Here is a 22,421-nt window from a genome sequence, read left to right as displayed (position 1 = left end):
CTATGCGACTGTTCGTCAGCGTCGACCTGCCGGCGGCCTTCGCCGAGCCGATCGCCGCCCTCCAGGCGGCCTTCGAAGGGGCCTCCGGACTCGACTTCACCGACCCCGAGCAGGCCCACGTCACCCTGAAGTTCCTCGGGGACACCGATCCCGACCGGGTCGAAGAGATCACCGCCGCGCTCGAAACCGCCGTCGAAGCGGCCGACGTGGCCCCCTTCGAGGCCACGTTCGAGGGGTTGGGCGTGTTTCCCTCCATGGAGTACATCAGCGTCCTCTGGCTCGGGGTGGGCCAGGGAGCCGAGCAGTTCCGCACGTTACAGGCCCCGATCGAAGCGGGACTAATCGAGTTGGGCTTCGAGCCCGAAACACACGATTTCACGCCCCACGTCACGCTGGCGCGGATGAAACACGCCGGTGGCAAGGAACTGGTCCAACAGCTGGTGAGCGAACGAGAACCGACCATCGGGACGACGACCGTCGAAGCCGTGAGCCTGACCGAGAGCCGGTTGACCAGCGAGGGACCAGTCTACGAGACCGTCGAGCGGGTGGCCCTCGACGGGGCGGCGGGAAACGGACAACGTTTTAAGGAGTAGAGACAGTATCTCAGCCCACCATGAGCAAGAAGACGAAGGCCAAGAAAAAGCGACTGGCCAAGCTGGACCGGCAGAACAGCCGGGTCCCGGCCTGGGTCATCATGAAGACCGACCAGGAAACCCAGCGCAACCCGCAGCGTCGCCACTGGCGGCGAAGCGACACGGACGAGTAACATGAGCGCGAGCGACTTCGAGGAGCGCATCGTCACGGTGCCCCTCCGCAAGGTCAACGCGTCGTCCAAGAGCGAGCGCGGGGACAAGGCCATGTCCTTCGTGCGCGAACACCTCGCCACCCACTTCAAGGTCGAGACGGACGCGGTCCGGCTGGACCCATCGATCAACGAGGCCGTCTGGGCCCGTGGCCGTGCCAACCCGCCGAGCAAGGTCCGCGTCCGAGCGGCCCGCTTCGAGGAGGAAGGTAGCGCGGTGGTCGAGGCCGAACACGCCGAGTCCTGAGAGTGCTTCGCACTGCATTCTACGGGTCGTCGTACGTCGGGGTCTACCTGGCCGCGACTGACGAGTTCGCCGTCGTGCGACCGGACCTCGACGCGGAGATCATCGACCCCGTCCGCGAGGAGCTTGCAGTGCCGGTCATCGAGACCACGATCGACGGGGCCGGTACCGTCGGGACGCTCCTCGTGGCGAATCGACACGGCATCGTCGTCAGCGATCGCGTGACCGAGCGCGAGCGCGACCGGCTCACCGAGGAAACGGGGCTCCCGGTCGCAGGACTCCCGGGTCGGATCAACGCCGCCGGGAACGTGATCCTCGCCAACGACCACGGTGCGTACATCCACCCTGAACTCCCAGCGGCGGCGGCCGAAATCGTCGAAGCGACCCTCGAGGTACCCGTCGAACGGGGCGAACTCGGCGGCGTCGCGACGGTTGGCACCGCCGCCGTGGCGACAAATCGCGGCGTACTCTGTCACCCACAGTCGACCGACGCGGAACTCGATGCCGTGGAAGCCGCCCTCTCGGTGCCGGCGGATGTGGGCACGGTCAATTACGGCGGCCAGCTCGTCGGCTCGGGCCTCGTCGCCAACGCGGCCGGATACGTGGTCGGCCAGGACACCACGGGCCCGGAACTGGGCCGCATCGAGGACGCGCTGGGCTACATCGACGCGTAGTCCCGAGTAGGAAGATACTTCCGACGCAAAACCCCCTTTTCGAGCATGAGTATGGGAGGCGGCGGTCAGCTTCAGGCGCTTCAGCAGGAGATGGAGGCACTGCAGGAGCGACGTGAAGAACTCGAAGCGGAAGTCGAATCACTCGAAGAAGAGAAGGGCGAGATCGACGAGGCCATCGAAGGCCTCGACGTGCTCGAAACTGGTGGGACGGTCCACGTCCCGCTGGGCGGGGACGCCTTCGTCCGCGCCACGATCGAGGACGCCGACGAGATCGTCGTCTCGCTTGGGGCGAACTTCGCGGCGACCGAGGACCGCGAGCAGGCCGCAGAAACCCTCGAAACCAAGAAGGAACGGCTCGACGAGCGCATCGAGGAGCTCCGGGAGGAGGAGTCCGAACTCGACGAGCAGGAGCAACAGCTCGAACAGCAGGCCCAGCAGGCCCAACAGCAGATGCTCCAGCAGCAGGCCCAGATGCAGGGCGACCAGCAGGAGTAGGATGTTCGACGGGCTGAAGGAGAAGCTGGGCGCGTTCCGGGAGGATGCCGCGGACGTCGCCGAGGAGCAAGCGGACGCCCAGGCCGATTCGGAGGCCCCCGAAGCAGCCGCCGAGGAGTCGGCGGATCCCTCGTTTACTGACCGAGCCAAATCACTGGCGACCGGCAAGGTCATCCTCGACGCCGAGGACCTCGAGGGCCCGCTCTGGGACCTCGAGATGGCACTGTTGGAAAACGACGTGGAGATGGACGTCGCCGAGGAGATCCTCGACGGCATCGAGGCCGAACTCGTCGGCGAGCAGAAGACGATCACCGACAGCACGGAGTCTTTGATCGAGGACGCCCTGCGCGAGGCCCTGCTGGATGTTGTTTCGGTGGGGCAGTTCGACTTCGTCGAGCGACTGGCGGTGGCGGACAAACCGGTCGTCATCGTCTTCACCGGCGTCAACGGCGTCGGGAAGACCACGACGATCGCGAAGCTCTCGAAGTACCTCGAATCGCGTGGGTTCTCCTCGGTGCTCGCGAACGGGGACACCTACCGCGCCGGCGCGAACGAGCAGATCGAGGTGCACGCCGACCGGCTGGATCGAGAGCTCATCAGCCACGAACAGGGTGGCGACCCCGCGGCCGTGATCTACGACGCCGTGGAGTATGCCACGGCCAACGACATCGACGTGGTGCTCGGGGACACGGCCGGTCGCCTGCACACGAGCGACGACCTGATGAGCCAGCTCTCGAAGATCGACCGGGTCGTCGAACCCGACCTCACCATCTTCGTCGACGAGGCCGTCGCCGGCCAGGACGCGGTCAACCGCGCGGCCGAGTTCGACGACGCCGCGAACATCGACGGGGCGATTCTCACGAAGGCCGACGCCGACACCCACGGCGGCGCGGCCATCTCGATCGCGAAGGTCACTGGCGCGCCGATCCTCTTTTTGGGCACCGGCCAGGGCTATGACGACCTGCAGGCCTTCGACCCGGAAGCGGTGGTCGAGGAGTTGCTGGGCGAGTAGTCGGGCCGAAACGCTTTCGGGGTCGGCCACGAGGGGCCTGTATGGACGAGGACTACGACGAGCTCGTCAGCTACCTCACGCCCCGTGAGGAGACCGAGTCGATGAAGCGCTATCAGAACACCACCTCGATCCCCTGTCCGGTGTGTGATGAACCCTTCGCCGACCTCGTGATCGTCACCGGCGAGAGCACGAGCCTGGAGCTCTCAGAGCCACTGGACATCTGTGTCTCCCGAACCTCGGAGGAGAAGCCGATGCTCTTTACCCATCAGTAATCGGCGTCGAAATCAGTCTCGGGAGCCGCGGCCGCGACGGTGACAAGCGAGCGTTCCGTCCCGTTCCGACCGAAGGCGACGACGTTCGCCGGCTCCCAGGGTGGCACCGCCACCAGCACCGTCGCGTGCAGATCGTCCCGCATGCTCAACTCCGGGTTCCCGTCGGGATGGGAGAGAAAGCGGGCCTGTGTCTGCCCGGCCGGGGTCCCGAGATCGACGCCGAAGACGAACTCCAACGCGTTGCCCACGTCGGGGAAGTAAAAGTCCGAGAACACCGGCGTGTCGGGCTCGAGATCGTCAAGTCGGCGAACCGGCCCGTCGCTTTTGGCTCGCTCCGCAGGGGCCGACTGGGGATCCAAATCGGCGGCCGCAGTGGCCGAGAGCGAGACGGTCACCGATTCTGGGCTCGCGTCGGCCGCCAGTTCGAGCAGCACCGCGAGCAGCGGGCGCGTGACGAAGACCGGCGTCTGTGACACACCCTGCCTTCGACGTACAGCCGGATAAGTCGGCCCCTCCCCCGTGGGCACACGGTTAGACCTTTACCGCTCGGCGAGCCTACTACGGGTAACAAGATGGTACTCGACGATCTCGGGAGTTCGCTCAGGTCGACGCTGGACGACCTCAGAGGGAAATCCCGTATCAGCGAGGAGGACGTCGACGAGGTCGTCACCCAGATCCAGCGATCGCTGCTCCAGGCCGACGTGGACACGGGGCTGGTGATGGACCTCTCGGACGCCATTCGCGAGCGCGCCCTGGACGAGGAGCCGCCGGCCGGGACCACGGCCCGCGATCACGTCCTGCGGATCGTCTACGAGGAGCTGGTCGAGCTGGTGGGCGAGTCCACCGAAGTCCCCCTCGAAGAACAGACGATCCTCCTGGCCGGCCTCCAGGGGTCGGGGAAGACGACCACCGCCGCGAAGATGGCCTGGTGGTTCTCGAAGAAGGGGCTGCGGCCCGCGGTCATCCAGACCGACACCTTCCGCCCAGGAGCCTACGACCAGGGCAAGGAGATGGCCGAGCGCGCGGAAGTCGACTTCTACGGCGATCCGGACGCCGACGACCCGGTCCAGATCGCCCGGGACGGCATGGAAGCCACGGCCGAAGCCGACGTTCGCATCGTCGACACCGCCGGTCGCCACGCCCTGGAGGAGGGGCTCATCGGCGAGATCGAGGCCATCGCGGCCGCCGTCGAACCGGATCGCAACCTGCTGGTGCTCGACGCCGCGATCGGCCAGGGGGCCAAAGAGCAGGCCCAGCGGTTCGACGAGGCCATCGGGATCGACGGCGTCGCCATCGCCAAGCTCGACGGGACGGCGAAGGGTGGCGGGGCGCTGACCGCCGTCAACGAGACGGACTCGACGATCGCCTTCCTGGGGACCGGCGAGACGGTCAAGGACATCGAGCGCTTCGAGCCCTCCGGGTTCATCTCCCGGCTCCTCGGGATGGGCGACCTCAAGCAGCTCACCGAGCGCGTCGAGCGCGCCATGGAGGAGACCGAGGCCGAAGAGGAGGACTGGGACCCCGAGGACATGCTGGAGGGGGATTTCACCCTCAAGGACATGCGCCACCAGATGAAGGCCCTCGACCGGATGGGGCCGCTCTCCCAGGTCCTGGACATGGTGCCCGGGCTCGGTGGGGGGATGATGGACCAACTCCCGGACGAGGCCATGGACATGACCCAGGAGCGCATGCGCACCTTCGAGGTCATCATGGACTCGATGACCGAGGACGAACTGGAGAACCCCCGGTCGATCGGTGCCAGCCGGATGAAACGGATCGCGGCCGGTAGCGGCACCGACGTGGACGACGTGCGCGAACTCTTAGAGCAGTACCGGATGATGGAGCGGGCACTCAAGCAGTTCCAGGGCATGGGCGATGCGGACATGGAGCGGATGATGAAACAGATGCAGGGCGGTGGCGGGCCCGGCGGCGACCTCGGTGACATGGGCCCGCTCGGATAAGGCCATTCGTCGCGTTCGGACGGACCCTTTTTGCCCGGTGCGGACGAGGTACCGACGATGACAGTCGCCTCGCTGGCTCGATCAGCCTACCGCGAGGCACTCGGCCCGCTTCTGGTGGCGGCCGTCGGGGGCCTGTTCGCCGGACTCGTGCTGACGGGCATGGAGGCGGATCTGGAGCGGACTCGCGGTCTGTTGGTCCTCGTTCCGGCCCTGCTGGCCACCAGAGGGAACGTCTTCGGGGCCTTCGCCGCGCGGATCGCCTCCGGGCTCCACCAGGGGCTTGTTGGCCCCAAACTGCAGGTGGACGACAAGCGCCTGCAGGCGGCGACCGCCGCAGCCTCCTCGAACAACCTGCTCGCGAGTGGGTTCGCCGCGGTGCTCACCGTCCTGGCCATGCTCGCGCTGGGCCAGGGGGTGGCCCCGCTCTGGGAACTCCTGGCGATCGCGCTCATCGCGGCGTTTCTCTCCGGACTCGCGCTCGCGGCCGTCGTCATCGCCGTGATGTTCCTGGGCTTCCGACGTGGGATCGACCCCGACACGCTCGTGGGGCCGCTCGTGACGACCACAGGGGACGTCATCGGCATCGCCTTCCTGTTGCTCGCGGTCCGGATCGTCGTCGGGGGGGTCTAGATGCAGTCCCAGCCAGGCAGCCACTGGACGTTCCGGTCGATCTCCCGGGCCACCCTGCCGACGCTCACGCTGCTCACCGCCGTCGCGGTTGGCTCCGGGCTGCTGCTTGCCACCTTCGAGGAGGCGCTCTACCAGTATCCCTCGCTTTTGATCCTCGTCCCGGTCACCATCGGAACCGCCGGAAACCTGGGCAGTTTGCTCGCCTCGCGCCTCTCGACGGCGTTTCACCTGGGCACGCTCTCCTTTCGCTTCCGCGACGAGCAGTTGGGTGGCCACTCGTTGGCGACGGTGGCCCTCGCACTCACGCTCTTTCCCCTCGTCGGGGCCGGGGCCTGGATCCTCGCGCTCGTGACCGGACGGGTCGTCCTCCCGCTCTGGCGCGTGGTCCTCATCTCGACGACCAGCGGGGCTGGCCTCGCTGCCGTCGCGATCGTCGCCACCGTGCTGACGACCTACGGGGCCTACCAGGCCGGCCTGGACCCCGACGACGTGGTAATTCCGGTGGTCACCGTGCTCGCTGACGTGTTCGGGGTCGTCATGCTCTTTCTCACCGTGTCGGCCTTTACCTGATCAGGACGGCGGGGTCCCGTCCTCTGTCGCCGGCGCGAGGTGATCGATGAAGGCCTCCACGTCGGGTTCGTGGACGGTCACCGCGACTTCGATCGCGCCCAGTTCGTCCGGCCGCCCCACCGAGAAGGTGATCACGTCCTGGCGAGCGGCCTGTTTTTTCAGTTCGAAGGAAAAACCGCGTGGCCCGGCTCGCTCGAAGAACTCCTGGCGGGCGGTGTCGAGGATCCGCTGTTCGAAGAGTCGCTCCCGGAAGTGCGTTAGCTGATGGCTGGTCGCCCGCACCCGGTCCTCGGCCACCTCGATTTCGGCTTCGGGGAAGAGTTCGGCGACGGCCTCGGCGACCCGGTCGGGGACCTCGGTCTCGTTGACGGGGGCCTCTACGGTCACCTCGATCCGGGAGACAAAGCCCTCGATGGCCTCCTCGAAGACCGCGCTCGCGGCGTCCCGGAATGCCGACAGCGAGGCGTCGTTCTCGATCGTAACATCGGCCCCATCCATCGCCTCCCGGATGCCGAAGCCGAGTTCGCGTTCGTCCCGGTCGGCGAGGGTCTCCCCGCCCGACTCGGCCCCGGAGTCCCGGTTGCGAACCTCCAGGCGTTCGGCGCGGAGTTCGTCCGGCGCGGTGATCGCCACCAGTCGGAAGTCATCGCCGAAGGCGTCTTCGAAGCGCTCGACCTCGTGACCCGACCGGATGCCGTCGACGACCACGGCGTCGTGATCCCGGCGAGCGTCTCGAATCGCGGGCAGCGCGCGGTCGGCGATGGCCGCCAGGCCCTCCTCCTCGCGGAGGGCCTGGGCCACCTGGCCGTGGTCGGCACTGGGGTCAAGTCCCCGCTGTTCGGTCTCCGCGCGGACGATATCCCCCAGGGTGATCACCGGCAGGCCGAGTTCGCGGGCCACCGTCGCGGCTTCGCTCTTGCCGCTGCCCGGCAGGCCGACGATCCCGATAACAGTCATTGGTCCGGGATAGACGGGGCCGGGTCTTTTTGGTTCCGCTCCGGGCCGGGTGGCGAGTGTAACACATATTACGCCGGGCACCGAACGCGAGTTCGAGGGCACGTAGCTCAGTCCGGACAGAGCGTCGGACTTCTAACCCGGGCAGCCTGGCTGTGTGGGGGAGACATCCGACGGTCGTGGGTTCGAATCCCACCGTGCCCGCTTTTCTGAGGAGCAGGCGACGAAGAAAGCGGCACACGGGATTTGAACAATTGCATACACCCATCGGAACGATTACACGCGTCCGCTCTGTCCAGTGAGGTGATGACTGACTTCTGGTATCCGTCAGTCGAGGACATCCTCACCATTCACGAGGAAATTGTTACGGAGTACGCCGATACGACCCGGGGAGTACAACAGCGTGGGGAAATCGAGTTTGCTCTTCACTATATTGAAGAGGGAAGTTTCGGACGGGCGCCTGAGACGATTCACGAAAAGGCGTATCACCTGCTTCGACTCCTCGTGGCGAATTACCCATTCGTCGATGCCAACAAGCGCACGGCCCTCAACACCACTGTCGTCTTTTATTTTCTGAATGGGTACCAGTTCAAATATGATAGTGAGATTCGGACAATTCTCAAGCAGTTCGGCAAAGCCGAGACTTCAATCGATAGGGAGGAGGCCATTACCTATCTCGAAACGCACACGGAATCCCTCGGTCTGCCGGGCGCAATCGAGAATTGGCGTGAAGACCTCATCAAGTATGGACTTGAAGAATTATCCACGGGGACGGACCCGAATGATTAACGGCTTCCGTGACGAATCAAGAAGTATGGCAACGGAGGAAGGGACCGAATCCCCATCTCCCCTGGACGAGGTGATGGCCGACATCCGCCGAGAACTCGTCCGCCGGGTCGCTGCCCAAGACCGCGATTCCCACCGTGAAATCTACGACGCCCTTGAAAAAGAATAATAGGAGGTGTCGTGCCCGCGTTTCTGCGGAGTGACACCAGCCCTACCCCACAGTCGAATCCGCACCCATCAGATACCCACCGAAGACTACCGCCCAGAGCAGGAGCGGATAGGCGACCCAGCGCTCCACGCCGCCGGAGCCGAGGAAATCCAGCGGATGGGGCACGCCAGCGATCCCGAGCGCGATCAGACTTACGAGGATGGTAAGGGAAATCCCACCCAGGAGCCCACAGAGCACCGCGAAGGGCCGGTCCACGATTCGGACCGAGTAAATCGCCGTCACCCCACCCGCGAAGAAGGTGAGCAAGGCGGCGAGGCCGTGCCAGGGAGTGACGTTCCCCGGAAACACACCAACTCCGAGCGCACCGAGACCGAACACGCCGAGCAAGAGCGGAAAATCCGCCCGGCCGAGCGCTCGATACGCGAAGTACGCGGCGACCAGCAGGCAGAGCCCCGAAATCACCATCGTGGAGTTGAAAATCGTCGCGGACGGCTCGTGGATGACCGGGTTCGGGGGGCGCGTCGAACCGAGGTCGCTGATGTCCTGGCGAGTGGAGTAGTTCGGGTAGAGCACCTCGCCGGTGATGATCCCCATGAAGGCGATGATTCCTGCGAGAGCGGTCCCCAACCCCGCGAGCGAGCGGGCGGACATCCCCTGGGTCGGTACCGGCCCCGTGTGATTCTCAGCTGTCATACCCACTACCTATGAGTGGAGTGACAGTAAAGGAGCGGGTCGATTCTCCGAAACTGGAGACCGAGCGGAGCCGATCAGGCGAGCAGCGCCCGAGCTCGCGGCACGAGTTGTTTGATCCCGAGCAGGTACACCCCGACGAACAGCGCCCAGGCACCGATAAAGAGCTCCCAGGCCCCAAGAGCCAGGCTCCCGGCCATGACGTTCGACAGCGCGGCCTGTTCGCCCAGCAGGCCGAGGGCGGTAAACAGCGTTGAGCCGATCGCGACCGCCAGCAACGAGACGAGTTCGCCCGCGAAATCGGCGACGAGTTCGTTCATGGCGGGCGAATGGGCCACCCGCCTATCAATCTTTCAGCTGGCCGGTCGGATTACTCCTCGATCGTCAGTTCCCCCTCCTCGGGCGTGGTCGCCGGCGTCCGCCAGACCAGTTCGAGTTCGATACTCTGTTTGGCCTCCGTCTCGCCCGCCGACCAGTCCGACTCACCCTCCAGCTTGAAGGTGACCGGATCGGTCGGGTTCAACACCACCTCCTTTCCCCCGAGGTCCAGACAGACCGCGCCATCGGCCTCCAGCTGATCGGCGAGATCCCGCAGGTAGAGGGCGATCTGCTTGCGTGTCTTCTCGGCTTCGGTTTCGAGTTCTCCCATGCCACCTCCTACGCTCGGCTCGGGCTTAAAACCATAAGGAGAAATAACTTACAGGAGGTCCGACACGTCTTCGAAGTTCGCCCCACAGTACGGGCAGCGATAGGACGTCTCGAAGCCCTCCGATTTCGCGACGGTTCTCGTCTCGAGTTCGTGCATCGAGATCGCACGGTCACACTCCGGGCACTCGATATCGGGCACGGCAAGCCGTATGGGCTGGACGGCCTTCAAGGGTTGCCCGGCGATCACTCGGTCGTGACCGAAAGCGAGACCGGAGTCGGGTTCTGGAAGTTGTCGCTGACCGGGCAGCGCGATTCAACGGTTTCGAGCCAGTCCGCCAGGGTCGCCTCGTCAGCCGGGGAGTCGACCGTCAGGTCGACCCGCACATCCTGATACCCCGCGCGTGGCTCCTCGGCCCGACCCATGAACTTCCGCGGATCGAGGTCGCCCTCGATGGAGACGGCGATGTTCCGGACGGTGATACCCATCTCCTCGGCCACGGTGTGGCCAACGACGTTCAGACAGCCGGCAAGCGCCCCCAGCATGTACTCGACGGGGTTCGGTCCGGCGTTCGTGCCACCAACGTTGGTCGGCTCGTCGACGGAGAACTCGAAGTCCCGGGCCTCGATAACCGTGTGCGTCGCGGTCTTGCTCTCGGCCGAGATCGAGTACGAAACTGTGTGTTCACTTTTCGCGTCTGTTTCTGCCATACTCCCATTTTGGAGACAGAATGCCCTATATTTGTTCATTGAGGTGCCGGATGGGTGTGATAATGTTTCATGTGGTCGTGTGACATGACCACAGGACGGGCCGGCGAGCGGACCGTCATTCGTTTAACGGCCGCCCGCCCAGCATTGTGCATGATCGACTTGCGAAGTGATACCGTCACCCGCCCAAGCGACGAGATGCGCGAGGCCGCAGCCGACGCTGCCGTCGGCGACGACGTCCACGGAGACGATCCGACCGTCACGGAACTCGAAGCCCGGGCCGCCGAGATCGCCGGGACCGAGGCGGCGCTGTTCGTCCCGTCCGGGACGATGGGCAATCAGATCGCCGCCCGGGTCCACACCGAGCGTGGGCAGGAGGCCATCACCGACCGCGAGAGCCACGTCGTCCGTTACGAGCGGGCCGGATATTCCCAGCACTCCGCGCTCCAGATCCGGACGATCGACGCCGAGCGGGGACTGCCGACACCCGAACAGGTCGAGGCGGCGTATCTGGAGGGGGACCTCCACCGGCCCGAAACTGGCCTGCTCAGCCTGGAGAACACGCACAACGCCCGTGGCGGCCTGGCCCTCGATCCCGACGCGTTCGCCGAGACGGTCGAAAGTGCCCACGGCCTGGGTGTACCCGTCCACCTCGACGGGGCCCGGGTCTTCAACGCGGCCGTGGCGAACGACGTCGACGTGACGGCCTACACCGAGCCCGTCGACTCGGTGATGTTCTGTCTCTCGAAGGGGCTTGGCGCGCCGATCGGGTCGATGCTCGCGGGGTCAGAAGCCTTCATCGAGGAGGCCATCGGCATTCGAAAGCTCCTGGGCGGCGGGATGCGCCAGGCCGGGATGGTCGCCGCGCCGGGCCTGCTCGCGCTCGAAAACCGGGACCACCTGCAAACGGACCACGAGAACGCTACGACGCTCGCCGCCGGCCTCGACGAAATCGAGGGGCTCGCGGTGACGCCGCCGGAGACCAACATCGTGCTCGCCGACACCGCCGGACTCGACGTGACCGCGTCGGCGTTCCTGGAAGCGATCGAGGACGAAGGCGTCCAGGCCTCCGAGTTCGGCCCCTACACCGCCCGCTTTGTCACCCACTGGGACGTGACTGCCGCGGACATCGAGGCGGCGATCGAGGCCGTCCAGACGCGGTTCTGATCAGCGGTCCCGACTTCGATCGACGCCCTCCTTGAATCCCAGGACGGTGCGGCGGATCATGAGATAGATGAAGAAGAAAAACAGGAGCAGTGCGGCCAGTATCAGGTAGAAGATCGGTCCAACGTCGACCATGTTCGAACCTGGGGTGGGCAGGGACAAAGCCGTTTCGTCGGACACTCAAAGACGCGTTTGAGGCTCCGCCGGGGATTTCTTGGACGGCTCCCTCATGTCACCCGGGGCGAACCCGTTTCCCCACCGCCCGGGTTCAGTGCCCCCTCGTGCCGTTCCCGCCCGCTTTTCGGCCCTCCAGCCGAACCGACCGTTTTTCGGCCCCCGTCGTGTCTCGGATCGTGATCTCCAGATCGCCATCGCGCTTCGCGAGGGTCGCGTAGGTCGGGTCACCGCCCCTGGGATCGGCGTGGCTCCCCGGGTTGAGCAGGACTGGCCCGTCCGCAGTGTGCAGATGCGGTCGATGAGTGTGCCCGGAGATCACCAGATCGGCACCTCGCTCGGCCCCGAAATATGTGAGGCCGGTCTGGCCACCACGCTGGGTGTGGGTCACCGCGACCGTGAACGTCCCGATCGTGAGCGTGCGAGCCGTGGGAAGCCGGTCCTGGACACCTGGCTCGTCCCGGTTGCCGGCCACGGCGACGAGCGAGGAGGCAACTGACTGAAAGCCATCGAGCACCGCCTCGGTGGTGAAGTCCCCCGCGTGAATCACCCGGTCGGCGCTCCGGACGGCCTCCCGAAGCGAGCCCGTGAGCCCGGGGCGCTCGCTTCGATGTGTATCCGAGACGACCACGATCATGGACGAGGTCCGCGGGCCAGGCACCTGAGGGTTTCCACCGACTCCCGTGGGAAGAGGTTTATACCGGAGTGGGCGTGACTGGGGAACGTGGCAGCCGAGTACGAACGGTTCTTCCCGAAGCCCGAGCCCTACCCGAATCAGGCCGAGGCGATGGACGTCATCGCCGACGCCCTCGAGGTCGGCCGGGACGTGCTCTTCGAGGGAGCCCCGGGCACCGGAAAGACCCTCGCCGCCCTGGCACCGTCACTCGCGTACGCGCGGGAACACGACAAGACCGTCGTCATCACGACGAACGTCCACCAGCAGATGCACCAGTTCGTCGAGGAGGCCCGCGAGATCCACGCCGAGACGCCCATCCGGAGTGCCGTGTTCAAGGGCAAGTCCTCGATGTGTCACATCGACGTGGGCTACGAGGAGTGTCAGGTCCTGCGGGACACGACCCGGGATCTGGTCGAACTCGAAGAAGAACTCGACGAACTTCGAGATCAGGAACGGCGGCTGCTCGATCAGGCCCAGGACGGCTCGGAGTCGGCGACCGAGAAGCGCCAGTCGGTCCTCGAAGAGATCGAAGCGCTCGAAGAACAGCGGGCGAACCTGGAGGACTCGAACACCTGTGAGCACTACCGGACGAACCTGACCCGGCCGGGGGACGCCTTTGTCTCCTGGCTCTTTGACGACGTGCGCACGCCGACGGAGGTCTACAGCTACGCCGAACAGCAGGGAGTCTGTGGCTACGAGCGCCTCAAAGAGGGCCTCGACGGCGTCGAGTTGGTCGTGGCGAACTATCACCACCTCCTCGATCCGGTCATCCGCAGCCAGTTCTTCCGGTGGCTCGACCGGGACCCCGAGGACGTGATCGCGGTCTTCGATGAGGCACACAACGTCGAGGACGCCGCCCGGGACCACGCCACCAGAACGCTGACCGAGAACACCCTGGCGGAGGCCGCAAACGAGGCCGGGGATGTCGAGGACTCCCGGGCCGACGCCGCGCTCCGAATTATCCAGCCCTTCCAGGACGCCCTGATCGAGACCTACGAGGCGAATCTGGGGTTCGGCGACCGGGAGCGGGTCGGGTCCACCTGGCAGGACGTGCCGGTCGCGAACGAGACTGGCCGGGACGATCTGACACGGGCGTTCCTCGACCGGTACACCGGCCCCGGCATCAGCACGGATCTGGACGAGGCGCTGAAACTCGGGACGGCCCTGGACGAGGAGTACGAGACGGCCTACCGGGAGGGAGACGCCGAGACCCGTCGGGAGTCCCAGACGCTCGCTGCGGCGGACTTCATCGAGGGGTACCTGGAGGAGGGCGACGAGACCGGGCAGTATCCGACCCTCGGCATCAGACGCGACGAGTCGACGAACGAGGTCTACGGCCGGGCGGAGCTTTTCAACTGCATCCCCCGTGAGGTGACCGAGACGCTCTTCGAGGAGGTTCACGCGACGGTCCTGATGAGCGCGACCCTGCGGCCCTTCGACGTGCTCTCGGAGGTCCTCGGACTCTCCGACCCCGCCGAACTCGCCTTCGGGCTGACCTTCCCCGAGCAGAACCGCCGGACGTTCGCGGTCGACGTGCCGCCGCTTTTCGCCAGCCGACGGGACGATCCCGGCATCCAGGAAGTCCTCACGGACACCCTCTCGGACGTGGTCCAGTTCACCCCCGGGAACACGCTGCTCTTCTTCCCCAGTTACGGCGAGGCCGAGCGGTACTACGACCGGCTCTCGGGGACCCTCGACGCCACGCTCTTCCTCGACGAGCCGGGGGTCGCCGTGGAGGAGAAGCGACAGTCCTTCGTCGAGCGGACGGACGGTGTGCTGTTCACCTCCCTCTGGGGCACGCTCGCGGAGGGGGTTAGCTTCGACGGCGACGACGCCCGGTCGGTCGCGGTCGTCGGCGTCCCGTATCCCCGCCTCGACGAGCGTAGCGAGGCCATCCAGGACGCCTACGACGAGGTGTTCGGCGACCGCGAGCCGGATGCCGGCTGGCGCTACGCCGTCGAAATTCCCACGGTCAGGAAGACACGACAGGCACTGGGGCGGGTGATCCGATCGCCCTCCGATATCGGCGTCCGGGCGCTCATCGACCGCCGCTACACGCCAGCGTCCCGGACACAGCTCCCGGACTACACGGTCAATCCCGACTTCCCGCCCGAGGAACGGGCCGAACTGATCGACGTCGAGCCGAGCAAGCTGAAGTACGCGATGTTGAACTTCTTCCGGGACCGGGACGCCTGGAATGGACGGCCGCCGACGCCCTGATCAGGCGGGCAGGGATATCGACTCGACTCGCTCGCTGTGGCCGCTGTCGTAGAGTTCGAGCGTGTCGACGGTGAACCGGACCGGCTCGATCTCACGCTCGAGGAGGGAGTCAGCAGCCGTCGCGGGCCCGTCACGGGCCAGAGTGACGTGGGGCGTGTACGTCCCCGGGCCCTCCAGATCCTCGATCGCCCCGAATTCGTCGACGAGCCGCTGGTGGAGCTGAAAGAGGCCGGGGCTCTCGACGGCCAGATAGGCTACCGGGGCGGTCCCGGTCGGTGGCTCGCGAAAGACATCGAGCCCCGTGATTTCGGCCTCGAAGGCGGGCGCCCCGTCGAGGGCCGCTCGGGCCCGGCGAGCGTCCCGCAGGTATTCACGCCGGTTTGCCGCCGGGAGCCGTTTGAGAACGAGCGTTCGGCTCCGGGCGGGCCGGATTCGCTCGAAGGACGTGAGCGCGGGTCGAAGCTCACGGGCGAGATCCCGGACGGCGGGCGGAACCGGGACGTTGACGCTGTACACAGTCGGCGTAGGCATGGGTCGAGTAAAAATTCGCCGGCCTACAGGAGGTCCCGGAGCAGTCGGAGCGCGAGCAACGCCAGGACAGCCAGCACCAGCACTCCAACCGAGAACCAGATCAACCGGCCGAGAATCCGAACGAACGCCCCCAGGATCACGAATCCCACGACGATCGCGGCCACCGCCAACAGCACCTTGAGGACCGTCATCGCGTCGAGACCGGACTGATTCATTGGGCGGGCATATGGGAAGCCGCCTTAAAAATCCGGCCACCGGCGCGTGATCGCCTGCCACGAAAAGAGAAGGATTCAAATAGCCCGACTCGATATGGAGACATACGATGCACCCCCCGCACGCACGGCGTCGCTCGCAGGCCCGTACCCGGGGGTCCCTTCTTTCCGTCTCGCGACGACGAGCGGGGTCTCGCTGACCCCAGAATCATCCACACCGTCCTGATCTGTCGCCACCCGCGAGTTGTCGGGGGACCGTCCGTCGATCAGTGATCGTCGAACCACACCACACCACACCACCATCACAATGACACAGAACACCGTCGTGCTCGCCTTCTCGGGCGGGCTCGACACGACCGTCACCGTCCCGCTGCTGCAAGAAGAGTACGGCTACGACGAAGTCGTCGGCGTCACCGTCGACGTCGGCCAGCCCGAAGCCGAGTTCGAGGAGGCCAAAGCCACCGCCGAGGCCCTCGACGTCGAGCACTACGTCGTCGACGCCACCGAGGCCTTCGGCGACCTCCTCATGGACGCCGTCAAGGCAAACGCCACCTACGAGGGCTATCCCCTGGGCACGGCCCTGGCCCGCCCGGTCATCGCCGCCACGATCCAGGCGGTCGCCGAGGACATCGGGGCCGAGGGCCTCGCACACGGCTGCACCGGCAAGGGCAACGACCAGCTCCGCTTCGAGGCCGTCTGGCGCCAGTCCGACATGGACGTGGTCGCCCCCGTCCGCGAACTCGACCTGACCCGCGAGTGGGAGATCGAGTACGCCGAGGAGAAGGGCCTGCCCGTCGACAGCGGCAACGACGGCACCTGGTCGATCGACACGAACCTCTGGAGCCGCTCGATCGAGGGCGGCAACCTGGAGGACCCGGGCTATGTCCCACCCGAGGACATCTACGCGTGGACCGAGGAGCCGACCGGCGAGACCGAACTGATCGAGATCGAGTTCGAGCAGGGCGTCCCAGTCGCACTCGACGGCGAGGCGATGGACCCGGTCGAACTCATCACGACGCTCAACGAGGTCGCCGGAGCCCACGGCGTCGGCCGGACCGACATGATGGAAGACCGCATCCTCGGGCTAAAGGTTCGGGAGAACTACGAGCACCCCGCCGCGACGACGTTACTCGCCGCTCACGAAGCCCTGGAGTCGTATGTCTTCACCGCCGAGACGATCCAGTTCAAGCAGACCGTCGACGACGCGTGGGCCGAGAAGGCCTACAAGGGTCTGCTGGCCTCGCCGCTCGTCGATAGTCTGGAGGCGTTCATCGAGGACACCCAGACCGAGGTCACCGGCACGGTCACGATCAAGTTCGAGGGCGGCCAGGCCCGCCCGGTCGCCCGCGAGAGCGACAACGCGGTCTACTCCGAGGCCGCCGCCTCGTTCAACACCCAGGCCGTCATGGGCGACATCGAGCAGGGCGACGCGACCGGCTTCGCGAAGTACCACGGCTTCCAGGACCGCCTCGCGGCCACGATCCAGGCCTCGACGGACGTCTCGGACTTCGCGGCCGACATCGAGACCGACACCTGAGATGACAGAGGACACCGCGGACAGTTCGGTCGTCCGCCGCGATCGCTACAGCGGCGGGCCCGCCCGGGACTTCCTCTCCTCGATGGCCGCAGACGCCCACATCTTCGCGGCCGACCTGGCCGTGGACCGCGCCCACGTGACCATGCTGGCCGAACAGGGGATCATCCCCGAGGAAACAGCCGGGGAGATCTTCGACGCGCTCGACGAGATCGAGGCGGCCGGTCACGAGGCGCTGCCCGATGGCGAGGACGTTCACGAGGCCATCGAAACTGCGGTTATCGACCGCGTCGGGCCCGAGGGCGGCAAGATGCACACCGGGCGCTCGCGCAACGACGAGGTCGCGAGCTGTCTGCGCTTTCAGCTCCGGGCCGACCTGCTGGAGACCCTCGATGCCGTCATCGCCTTTCGCGAGACGCTTCTCTCGGTCGCCGGGGACAACCTGGACACCGTCATGCCGGGGTACACCCACCTTCAGCCGGCCCAGCCGACGACGGTCGCTCACTACCTGGCCTCCTACGAGAGCGCGGCCGCCCGGGACACCGAACGGTTGCTCGATGCCTACGACCGGACCAACCGCTCGCCGCTGGGTGCGGCGGCGCTGGCCGGGACCCCCTTCGACGTGGACCGGGAACGGACCGCCGAACTCCTGGGCTTCGATTCGATCGTTGAGAACAGCCTCGATGCGGTCGCCGGCCGGGACTTCCTCCTGGAGGCCCTGAGCGCGATCGCCGGGCTCACGGTGACCCTCTCGGGGCTCGCAGAGGACCTGATCTTCTACGCGAATCGTGGGTACATCACCCTGGACGACGATTACGCCTCGACCTCCTCGATCATGCCCCAGAAGAAAAACCCCGACTCCCTGGAGCTGGTCCGGGCGACCGCCGGGGACGCCGCCGGGGCCCTGCAGGGGCTCATGACGACCATCGCCGGCCTCCCGCGGGCGTACAACCGCGACCTCCAGCGGGCCACACCCCACGTCTGGGAGCCGGTGGCGGCCGTCACGGAGGCGACCGAAGTCGCGGCCGGAGCGGTTGGCACCCTGGACTGGAACGAGGCGGTCCTCGAACAGGCGGCCGGCGAGGGGTTCTCGACGGCCACGGGGATCGCCGATCGGCTGGCGATGAGCGGGCTCCCGTTCCGCACGGCCCACGAAATCGTCGCGACGACCGCCCAGACACTCGAATCGGCGGGCGAAATCGACGACGGAGCCCCGGACGACGCGGCCACCATCGAGGCGCTCGCGGCGGCCACCGAAGCGACGACCGGGTCACCACTCGAGGAGTTCGTCGATCGCGAGGAACTCACGGCGCTACTCGATCCCGCTGAGAGTGTTGCGGCCAGGGATTCCCGCGGCGGGCCCGCGCCATCACAGGTCGAACAGGCACTCGCGGACGCCCGGTCGGGCGTCGAGGCCGACCGGCGGGCCGTGACGAAACGCCAGGCGGCCATCGACGCCGCCGAACAGGCACGCATGGAGGTCGATTTCCGATGAACGTGCGAGCACCTGGTCGACGGGTGTGACCCACCCGTTCACCCACCCATCATTTCAAATATACGATACTCCGGATCGCAGTTCCGGTTCGACGGTGGCGTTTGCGTGCGTAGCGGCGGCTGCAGATAGTATATTATTGTTGATAAGTTCGGAACGCTTAAGGTAATCAGTGTCCTACGGGAGATTGCAATGACAGTCTGCCCGGAATGCGGGGCCGAGGTGACCCTGCACGACTCGATCGAAGTCGGAGAGATCGTCGATTGTTCGACCTGCGGGACCGAACTCGAAGTAGTCGAGGAGAACCCGCCGGTTCTCGAACGGGCCCCGGAGCTCGACGAGGACTGGGGGGAGTAAACGTGAAAGTCGGCCTCCTCTACTCGCGGATCCGCACGGACGAGAAGCTCCTGCTGGAGGAGCTCCGCGAGCGCGGCCACGACGTGGTCAAGATCGACGTCCGGGACCAGCAGTTCGGCCTCTCCGGGTCGAGTGTCGACGCCGCGGAACTCGACATCGTCGTCGACCGGTGTGTCGCCACCAGCCGGTCGATGTACGTCACGGAGTTTTTCGAGTCCTACGGCGTCCCGATCGTGAACCCGCCGGACGTGGCCAGCACCTGTTCGGACAAGGTCAAGACCAGTCTCGCCCTGGAGGAGGCCGGGATTCCGACCCCGGACACCCGGGTCGCGTTCACGCGGGAGGCCGCCCTGGAGGCCATCGAGGACTTTGGCTACCCGGTCGTGCTCAAGCCCGTCGTGGGGTCCTGGGGCCGGCTGATGGCCCGCATCGAGGACGAACACGCCGCCGAGGCGATCCTCGAACACAAGGAGACCCTGGGCCACTACGAGCACAAGATCTTCTACATCCAGGAGTTCGTCGACAAGCCGGGCCGTGACCTCCGCGTGCTCGCCCTGGACGGCAAGCCGGTCGCCGGGATGGTCCGGTCGGCCGATCACTGGATCACGAACGCCCATCGCGGGGCCGAGACCGAGGTCCTGGAGATCACCCCCGAGATCGAGGACCTGGTCCGGCGGGCCAGCGACGCGGTCGGCGGCGGCCTCCTCGGCGTCGACCTCATGGAGACCGAGGACGGCTACACGATCCACGAGATCAACCACACCGTCGAGTACAAGGCCCTGGCCGACGCGGTCGAGACGGACATCGTCGCCGAGGTCGTCGACTGGCTGGAGGAGAAGGCCGCGAAAAGCGAGAACGACGTCGCGGCCACCGTCTAGGGGAGTTCGGGTGCTATTTGTATCGGGGCCGTCTGGGTTGGCCCGATGACAGACCTTTCACTTTCGGGCCCCGTCCCCGAGGTCGCCGAGGACGGCGTCTGGCTCGCGTGTATCGAGTGTGGGGAGACCTACGCGCCCTTCGAGGAACCGACCTACGAGTGTGACGCCTGTGGCTCGCTTTTGGAAGTCCGGTACGACGAGTACCACGACTTCGATTCCTTTACCGGCGAGGGCGTCTGGCGATACGCCCCCGCGCTGCCCGTGGACGACGGTGTGACAATCGAGGAGGGCAACACGCCGCTCTACGAGGCCCCCTCAATCGAGGCCGCGGTGGACGTGGCCGACCTCCGGATCAAACACGAAGGCATGAACCCTACCGGGAGTTTCAAAGACCGTGGGATGACGGTGGGGGTCAAAGTCGCCGAGCGAATCGGTGTCGGGCGACTGGCGTGTGCCAGCACCGGGAACACCAGCGCTGCGCTCTCGGCCTACGGGGCCAGAGCGAACAAGGAAACCCTGGTCTTGCTCCCCGAGGGCAAAGTCGCGGCCGGCAAACTCGCCCAGGCGAGCCTGCACGGCGCGACGATGCTCGAAGTCGAGGGCAACTTCGATGACTGTCTGGACATCGTCTCGGAGCTGGCCGACCGGGGGGAGGTGTACCTGCTCAACTCGCTGAATCCCTTCCGGCTGGAGGGCCAGAAGACGATCGGCCTGGAGATCATCGAGCAGTTCCGGGACCAGACTGGCTCGCTCCCCGACCGGATCGTGCTCCCAGTGGGGAACGCCGGGAACACCGCTGCGCTCCACAAGGCCTTCCGGGAACTCGTCGCGGCCGGTGCGATCGAGGAAGACGAAGTGCCGGTTCTCACCGGCGTGCAGGCCGCCGGCGCGGCTCCGATGGTCGAGGCCATCGAGAACGACTGGGATTCGGTTACCCGCTGGGAGGACGTCGAGACCCGCGCGACGGCCATCCGGATCGGCGAACCGGTCAACGCGCCGAAGGCCATCCCCGCCATCCGGCAGACCGGCGGCACCGCGGTCGCAGTCGAGGACGAGGAGATCACGGCGGCCCAGCGCGAGTTGGCCCAGGACGGGATCGGCGTCGAACCCGCCAGCGCGGCCTCGGTGGCCGGTCTGCGGAAACTCCGGGAAGCGGGGGAGATCACGGCCGACGAGCAGGTCGTCTGTCTGACGACCGGCCACCTCCTCAAGGACCCGGACGCCGCAGCCGACGCCGGAAACGACCCAACGACGGTCCCGAACGACGTCGAAGCCGTGCTGGACGCCGCCGGGAACTGATCAGGGAGAGACCCGCAGTTCGCTCGGATCGCTCACCGTCTGCCCGTCAAGAAACGAGTCGAGTGGCCCCGTGACAGTCTCGGGCCGGGCGAGGAACGCGTCGTGGCCGTAGTCGTCGACGATTTTCTCGAAGGTGACCTCGGCCCCCGCCGCCTCGAAGGCGGCGGCGATTTCCCGCCCCTGTTCGACCGTGAACTGCCAGTCCCCGGTGTAGCTCAGGACCAGGATCGACCCGTCGAAGTCGGCGACGGCATCTGCAGCGGATCCCTGGCCGGCCGCCAGGTCGTACTCGTCCATCGCCCGCAGCAGGTAGAGATAGCTGTTCGCGTCGAAGCGGTCGACGAACGTGCTCGCGTTGTAATCGAGGTAGGAGGCGACGTCCCGGTAGGGGAAGGCCTCGGCGGTCGGGTCGGCGACGCCCGCGATCACCCGGTCGGCCGCCCGACGGCCGAAGCGGTTCTCCATCGAGTCCTTCGAGAGGTACTGGACGTGCCCGATGCGGCGGGCCAACCCCAGGCCGTCGGTGGGGCCGGGGCTACCGTAGTACTCGCCGCCCTGGAAGTCCGGGTCCTGGGTGATCGCCCGCCGGGCGATGGAATCCAGCGCCAGGTTCTGGGTGTCGACCCGCGGGGCCGTCGCGATGGCCGCAATGCGCTCGACCCGCTCGGGGTAGGTCCGGGCCCACTCGATGGCGTTCATCCCGCCGACGCTCCCGCCGACGACGGCATACAACGTCTCCACGCCGAGTTCGTCGAGGAGGCGTGCCTGGGCGCGCACCCAGTCGGTGATGGTGACTGGCGGGAAATCCGGGCCGTAGGGCTCGCCGTCCGGCCCGATCGAGGCGGGCCCGGTCGTGCCATAGCAGGACCCGGGCACGTTCGCGACGATGACGAAGAAGTTCTCGGTGTCCACCGGCCGCCCGGGGCCGACCACGTCGCTCCACCAGCCAGCGGCCTGGCCGTCGATTCCCTCGGGGCCGGTCCCGGTGACATACTGGCTGCCGGTCAGCGCGTGGGCGACGAGCACCGGCGGGTCCGCCGGGTCCCCGAAGGTCTCGTAGGCCACGTCGAGGTCGACCTGACCGCCTCGCTCGAACTCGAATGCCCCGACGGAGACCTGGTTTGTCGGCTCGACGATCGGGCCGCCGTCGGCGGTGGGGTGTTCATCTGTCATGTCTAGCACGCATATTCCAAATCGGGTATATTACTCCTACGTAATCCGACGTTTGTAAGTGTTGCTATTGGAGACACTCTGTTTTGGCCCGGAAACGTT

At 66.4% G+C, this 22,421-nt stretch carries 30 protein-coding genes, 1 tRNA gene and 1 pseudogene; 20 read left to right on the top strand and 12 right to left on the bottom strand.

Features of this window, described 5'->3' with window-relative positions:
- Window positions 1-2: 2 nt before the first annotated feature.
- From thpR to RH831_RS03200, 7 genes are read left to right on the top strand one after another with little or no spacing between them, the layout of a single operon-like run.
- Window positions 3-593 (top strand): RNA 2',3'-cyclic phosphodiesterase, encoded by a 591-nt coding sequence (thpR, locus tag RH831_RS03230; RefSeq protein WP_310552835.1) that lies wholly within the window; start codon window positions 3-5, stop codon window positions 591-593.
- A gap of 20 nt (window positions 594-613) precedes the next feature.
- Window positions 614-766 carry a 50S ribosomal protein L39e gene (locus tag RH831_RS03225; RefSeq protein WP_070365836.1) on the top strand — a complete coding sequence of 51 codons (153 nt, stop codon included), beginning with the start codon at window positions 614-616 and terminating at the stop codon, window positions 764-766.
- Between the two features lies 1 nt (window position 767).
- The gene (locus RH831_RS03220; RefSeq protein WP_310552834.1) at window positions 768-1,049 is read left to right on the top strand and encodes a 50S ribosomal protein L31e; all 282 of its coding nucleotides are present in this window, start codon (window positions 768-770) and stop codon (window positions 1,047-1,049) included.
- A 2-nt stretch (window positions 1,050-1,051) separates the two neighbouring features.
- On the top strand, window positions 1,052-1,720 hold the full coding sequence (locus RH831_RS03215) for a translation initiation factor IF-6 (protein ID WP_310552833.1): 669 nt from the start codon (window positions 1,052-1,054) through the stop codon (window positions 1,718-1,720).
- Between the two features lie 45 nt (window positions 1,721-1,765).
- Window positions 1,766-2,215 carry a prefoldin subunit alpha gene (gene pfdA / locus RH831_RS03210; RefSeq protein WP_310552832.1) on the top strand — a complete coding sequence of 150 codons (450 nt, stop codon included), beginning with the start codon at window positions 1,766-1,768 and terminating at the stop codon, window positions 2,213-2,215.
- 1 nt (window position 2,216) lies between these two features.
- Window positions 2,217-3,227 carry a signal recognition particle-docking protein FtsY gene (gene ftsY, locus RH831_RS03205; protein WP_310552831.1) on the top strand — a complete coding sequence of 337 codons (1,011 nt, stop codon included), beginning with the start codon at window positions 2,217-2,219 and terminating at the stop codon, window positions 3,225-3,227.
- Window positions 3,228-3,268: 41 nt separating this feature from the next.
- Window positions 3,269-3,499 carry a hypothetical protein gene (locus RH831_RS03200; protein ID WP_310552830.1) on the top strand — a complete coding sequence of 77 codons (231 nt, stop codon included), beginning with the start codon at window positions 3,269-3,271 and terminating at the stop codon, window positions 3,497-3,499.
- On the opposite strand, the gene RH831_RS03195 is transcribed toward RH831_RS03200, so the two are convergent.
- Window positions 3,493-3,975: a hypothetical protein gene (locus RH831_RS03195; RefSeq protein WP_310552829.1), complete on the bottom strand. Its 483-nt coding sequence runs from the start codon at window positions 3,973-3,975 to the stop codon at window positions 3,493-3,495. The genes RH831_RS03200 and RH831_RS03195 overlap by 7 nt on opposite strands.
- 96 nt (window positions 3,976-4,071) lie before the next feature.
- Between RH831_RS03195 and RH831_RS03190 the strand changes: the two genes are divergently transcribed.
- Genes RH831_RS03190 through RH831_RS03180 form a run of 3 tightly spaced genes read left to right on the top strand, consistent with a single transcriptional unit; the run spans window position 4,072 to window position 6,660 of the window.
- Entirely contained in the window at window positions 4,072-5,460 is a 1,389-nt protein-coding gene (locus RH831_RS03190) for a signal recognition particle protein Srp54 (protein ID WP_310552828.1), read from the top strand.
- Window positions 5,461-5,517: 57 nt separating this feature from the next.
- Entirely contained in the window at window positions 5,518-6,090 is a 573-nt protein-coding gene (locus RH831_RS03185) for a magnesium transporter (protein ID WP_310552827.1), read from the top strand.
- Window positions 6,091-6,660 (top strand): magnesium transporter, encoded by a 570-nt coding sequence (locus RH831_RS03180; RefSeq protein ID WP_310552826.1) that lies wholly within the window; start codon window positions 6,091-6,093, stop codon window positions 6,658-6,660.
- Between the two features lie 414 nt (window positions 6,661-7,074).
- On the opposite strand, the pseudogene RH831_RS03175 reads toward RH831_RS03180, so the two are convergent.
- Window positions 7,075-7,617, bottom strand: a pseudogene (locus tag RH831_RS03175) (AAA family ATPase); the annotation flags it as partial.
- A gap of 96 nt (window positions 7,618-7,713) precedes the next feature.
- On the opposite strand from RH831_RS03175, the gene RH831_RS03170 reads away from it, so the two are divergent.
- From RH831_RS03170 to RH831_RS03160, 3 genes are all read left to right on the top strand, one after another.
- Window positions 7,714-7,818, top strand: a tRNA-Arg gene (locus RH831_RS03170).
- Between the two features lie 102 nt (window positions 7,819-7,920).
- Entirely contained in the window at window positions 7,921-8,403 is a 483-nt protein-coding gene (locus tag RH831_RS03165; protein ID WP_310552825.1) for a type II toxin-antitoxin system death-on-curing family toxin, read from the top strand.
- Between the two features lie 25 nt (window positions 8,404-8,428).
- The gene (locus RH831_RS03160) at window positions 8,429-8,569 is read left to right on the top strand and encodes a hypothetical protein (protein ID WP_310552824.1); all 141 of its coding nucleotides are present in this window, start codon (window positions 8,429-8,431) and stop codon (window positions 8,567-8,569) included.
- Between the two features lie 42 nt (window positions 8,570-8,611).
- Here the strand turns inward: RH831_RS03160 and RH831_RS03155 are convergent, their stop codons facing one another.
- The 5 genes from RH831_RS03155 to RH831_RS03135 all read right to left on the bottom strand — a co-directional run bounded on the left by RH831_RS03155 (window position 8,612) and on the right by RH831_RS03135 (window position 10,615).
- Entirely contained in the window at window positions 8,612-9,262 is a 651-nt protein-coding gene (locus tag RH831_RS03155) for a DUF998 domain-containing protein (protein WP_310552823.1), read from the bottom strand.
- Between the two features lie 74 nt (window positions 9,263-9,336).
- Window positions 9,337-9,579 (bottom strand): hypothetical protein, encoded by a 243-nt coding sequence (locus RH831_RS03150; protein WP_310552822.1) that lies wholly within the window; start codon window positions 9,577-9,579, stop codon window positions 9,337-9,339.
- A 50-nt stretch (window positions 9,580-9,629) separates the two neighbouring features.
- Window positions 9,630-9,908 carry an amphi-Trp domain-containing protein gene (locus RH831_RS03145; RefSeq protein WP_310552821.1) on the bottom strand — a complete coding sequence of 93 codons (279 nt, stop codon included), beginning with the start codon at window positions 9,906-9,908 and terminating at the stop codon, window positions 9,630-9,632.
- A 48-nt stretch (window positions 9,909-9,956) separates the two neighbouring features.
- Window positions 9,957-10,106, bottom strand: a complete 150-nt coding sequence (locus RH831_RS03140) for a hypothetical protein (protein WP_310552820.1) — start codon at window positions 10,104-10,106, stop codon at window positions 9,957-9,959.
- A gap of 44 nt (window positions 10,107-10,150) precedes the next feature.
- A complete protein-coding gene (locus RH831_RS03135; protein WP_310552818.1) occupies window positions 10,151-10,615 on the bottom strand; it encodes an OsmC family protein in 465 nt (154 codons plus the stop codon).
- 150 nt (window positions 10,616-10,765) lie between these two features.
- Here RH831_RS03135 and RH831_RS03130 point away from each other — a divergent pair, with 150 nt between their 5' ends.
- Window positions 10,766-11,779: a GntG family PLP-dependent aldolase gene (locus tag RH831_RS03130; RefSeq protein WP_310552816.1), complete on the top strand. Its 1,014-nt coding sequence runs from the start codon at window positions 10,766-10,768 to the stop codon at window positions 11,777-11,779.
- Here RH831_RS03130 and RH831_RS03125 read toward each other — a convergent pair whose 3' ends face one another.
- Window positions 11,780-11,911 (bottom strand): hypothetical protein, encoded by a 132-nt coding sequence (locus RH831_RS03125; protein WP_310552814.1) that lies wholly within the window; start codon window positions 11,909-11,911, stop codon window positions 11,780-11,782.
- 133 nt (window positions 11,912-12,044) lie between these two features.
- Window positions 12,045-12,587: a metallophosphoesterase gene (locus RH831_RS03120; protein WP_310552812.1), complete on the bottom strand. Its 543-nt coding sequence runs from the start codon at window positions 12,585-12,587 to the stop codon at window positions 12,045-12,047.
- Between the two features lie 87 nt (window positions 12,588-12,674).
- Between RH831_RS03120 and RH831_RS03115 the strand changes: the two genes are divergently transcribed.
- Window positions 12,675-14,846, top strand: coding sequence for an ATP-dependent DNA helicase (locus RH831_RS03115; protein WP_310552811.1), 2,172 nt, complete (start codon window positions 12,675-12,677; stop codon window positions 14,844-14,846).
- Here the strand turns inward: RH831_RS03115 and RH831_RS03110 are convergent, their stop codons facing one another.
- Complete coding sequence (locus RH831_RS03110) at window positions 14,847-15,362, bottom strand: 2'-5' RNA ligase family protein (RefSeq protein WP_396275456.1); 516 nt, start codon at window positions 15,360-15,362, stop codon at window positions 14,847-14,849.
- A gap of 38 nt (window positions 15,363-15,400) precedes the next feature.
- The gene (locus tag RH831_RS03105; RefSeq protein ID WP_310552809.1) at window positions 15,401-15,592 is read right to left on the bottom strand and encodes a hypothetical protein; all 192 of its coding nucleotides are present in this window, start codon (window positions 15,590-15,592) and stop codon (window positions 15,401-15,403) included.
- A 304-nt stretch (window positions 15,593-15,896) separates the two neighbouring features.
- Here RH831_RS03105 and RH831_RS03100 point away from each other — a divergent pair, with 304 nt between their 5' ends.
- The 5 genes from RH831_RS03100 to thrC all read left to right on the top strand — a co-directional run bounded on the left by RH831_RS03100 (window position 15,897) and on the right by thrC (window position 21,149).
- Entirely contained in the window at window positions 15,897-17,126 is a 1,230-nt protein-coding gene (locus tag RH831_RS03100; protein WP_310552808.1) for an argininosuccinate synthase, read from the top strand.
- Between the two features lies 1 nt (window position 17,127).
- A complete protein-coding gene (gene argH / locus RH831_RS03095) occupies window positions 17,128-18,618 on the top strand; it encodes an argininosuccinate lyase (protein ID WP_310552807.1) in 1,491 nt (496 codons plus the stop codon).
- 189 nt (window positions 18,619-18,807) lie between these two features.
- Window positions 18,808-18,972 (top strand): lysine biosynthesis protein LysW, encoded by a 165-nt coding sequence (lysW, locus tag RH831_RS03090; RefSeq protein WP_070365857.1) that lies wholly within the window; start codon window positions 18,808-18,810, stop codon window positions 18,970-18,972.
- 2 nt (window positions 18,973-18,974) lie between these two features.
- A complete protein-coding gene (gene lysX, locus RH831_RS03085) occupies window positions 18,975-19,850 on the top strand; it encodes a lysine biosynthesis protein LysX (protein ID WP_310552805.1) in 876 nt (291 codons plus the stop codon).
- 45 nt (window positions 19,851-19,895) lie between these two features.
- Window positions 19,896-21,149 carry a threonine synthase gene (thrC, locus tag RH831_RS03080; RefSeq protein ID WP_310552803.1) on the top strand — a complete coding sequence of 418 codons (1,254 nt, stop codon included), beginning with the start codon at window positions 19,896-19,898 and terminating at the stop codon, window positions 21,147-21,149.
- Here thrC and RH831_RS03075 read toward each other — a convergent pair whose 3' ends face one another.
- Complete coding sequence (locus tag RH831_RS03075) at window positions 21,150-22,322, bottom strand: homoserine O-acetyltransferase (RefSeq protein ID WP_310552802.1); 1,173 nt, start codon at window positions 22,320-22,322, stop codon at window positions 21,150-21,152. It abuts the gene before it with no gap.
- Window positions 22,323-22,421: the final 99 nt, after the last annotated feature.

Source organism: Halodesulfurarchaeum sp. HSR-GB, assembly GCF_031432215.1.
Classification (GTDB): Archaea; Halobacteriota; Halobacteria; order Halobacteriales; family Halobacteriaceae; genus Halodesulfurarchaeum.
Note: the sequence above shows the minus strand (reverse complement) of the source record. Positions and strands in the feature narration are given on the sequence as shown.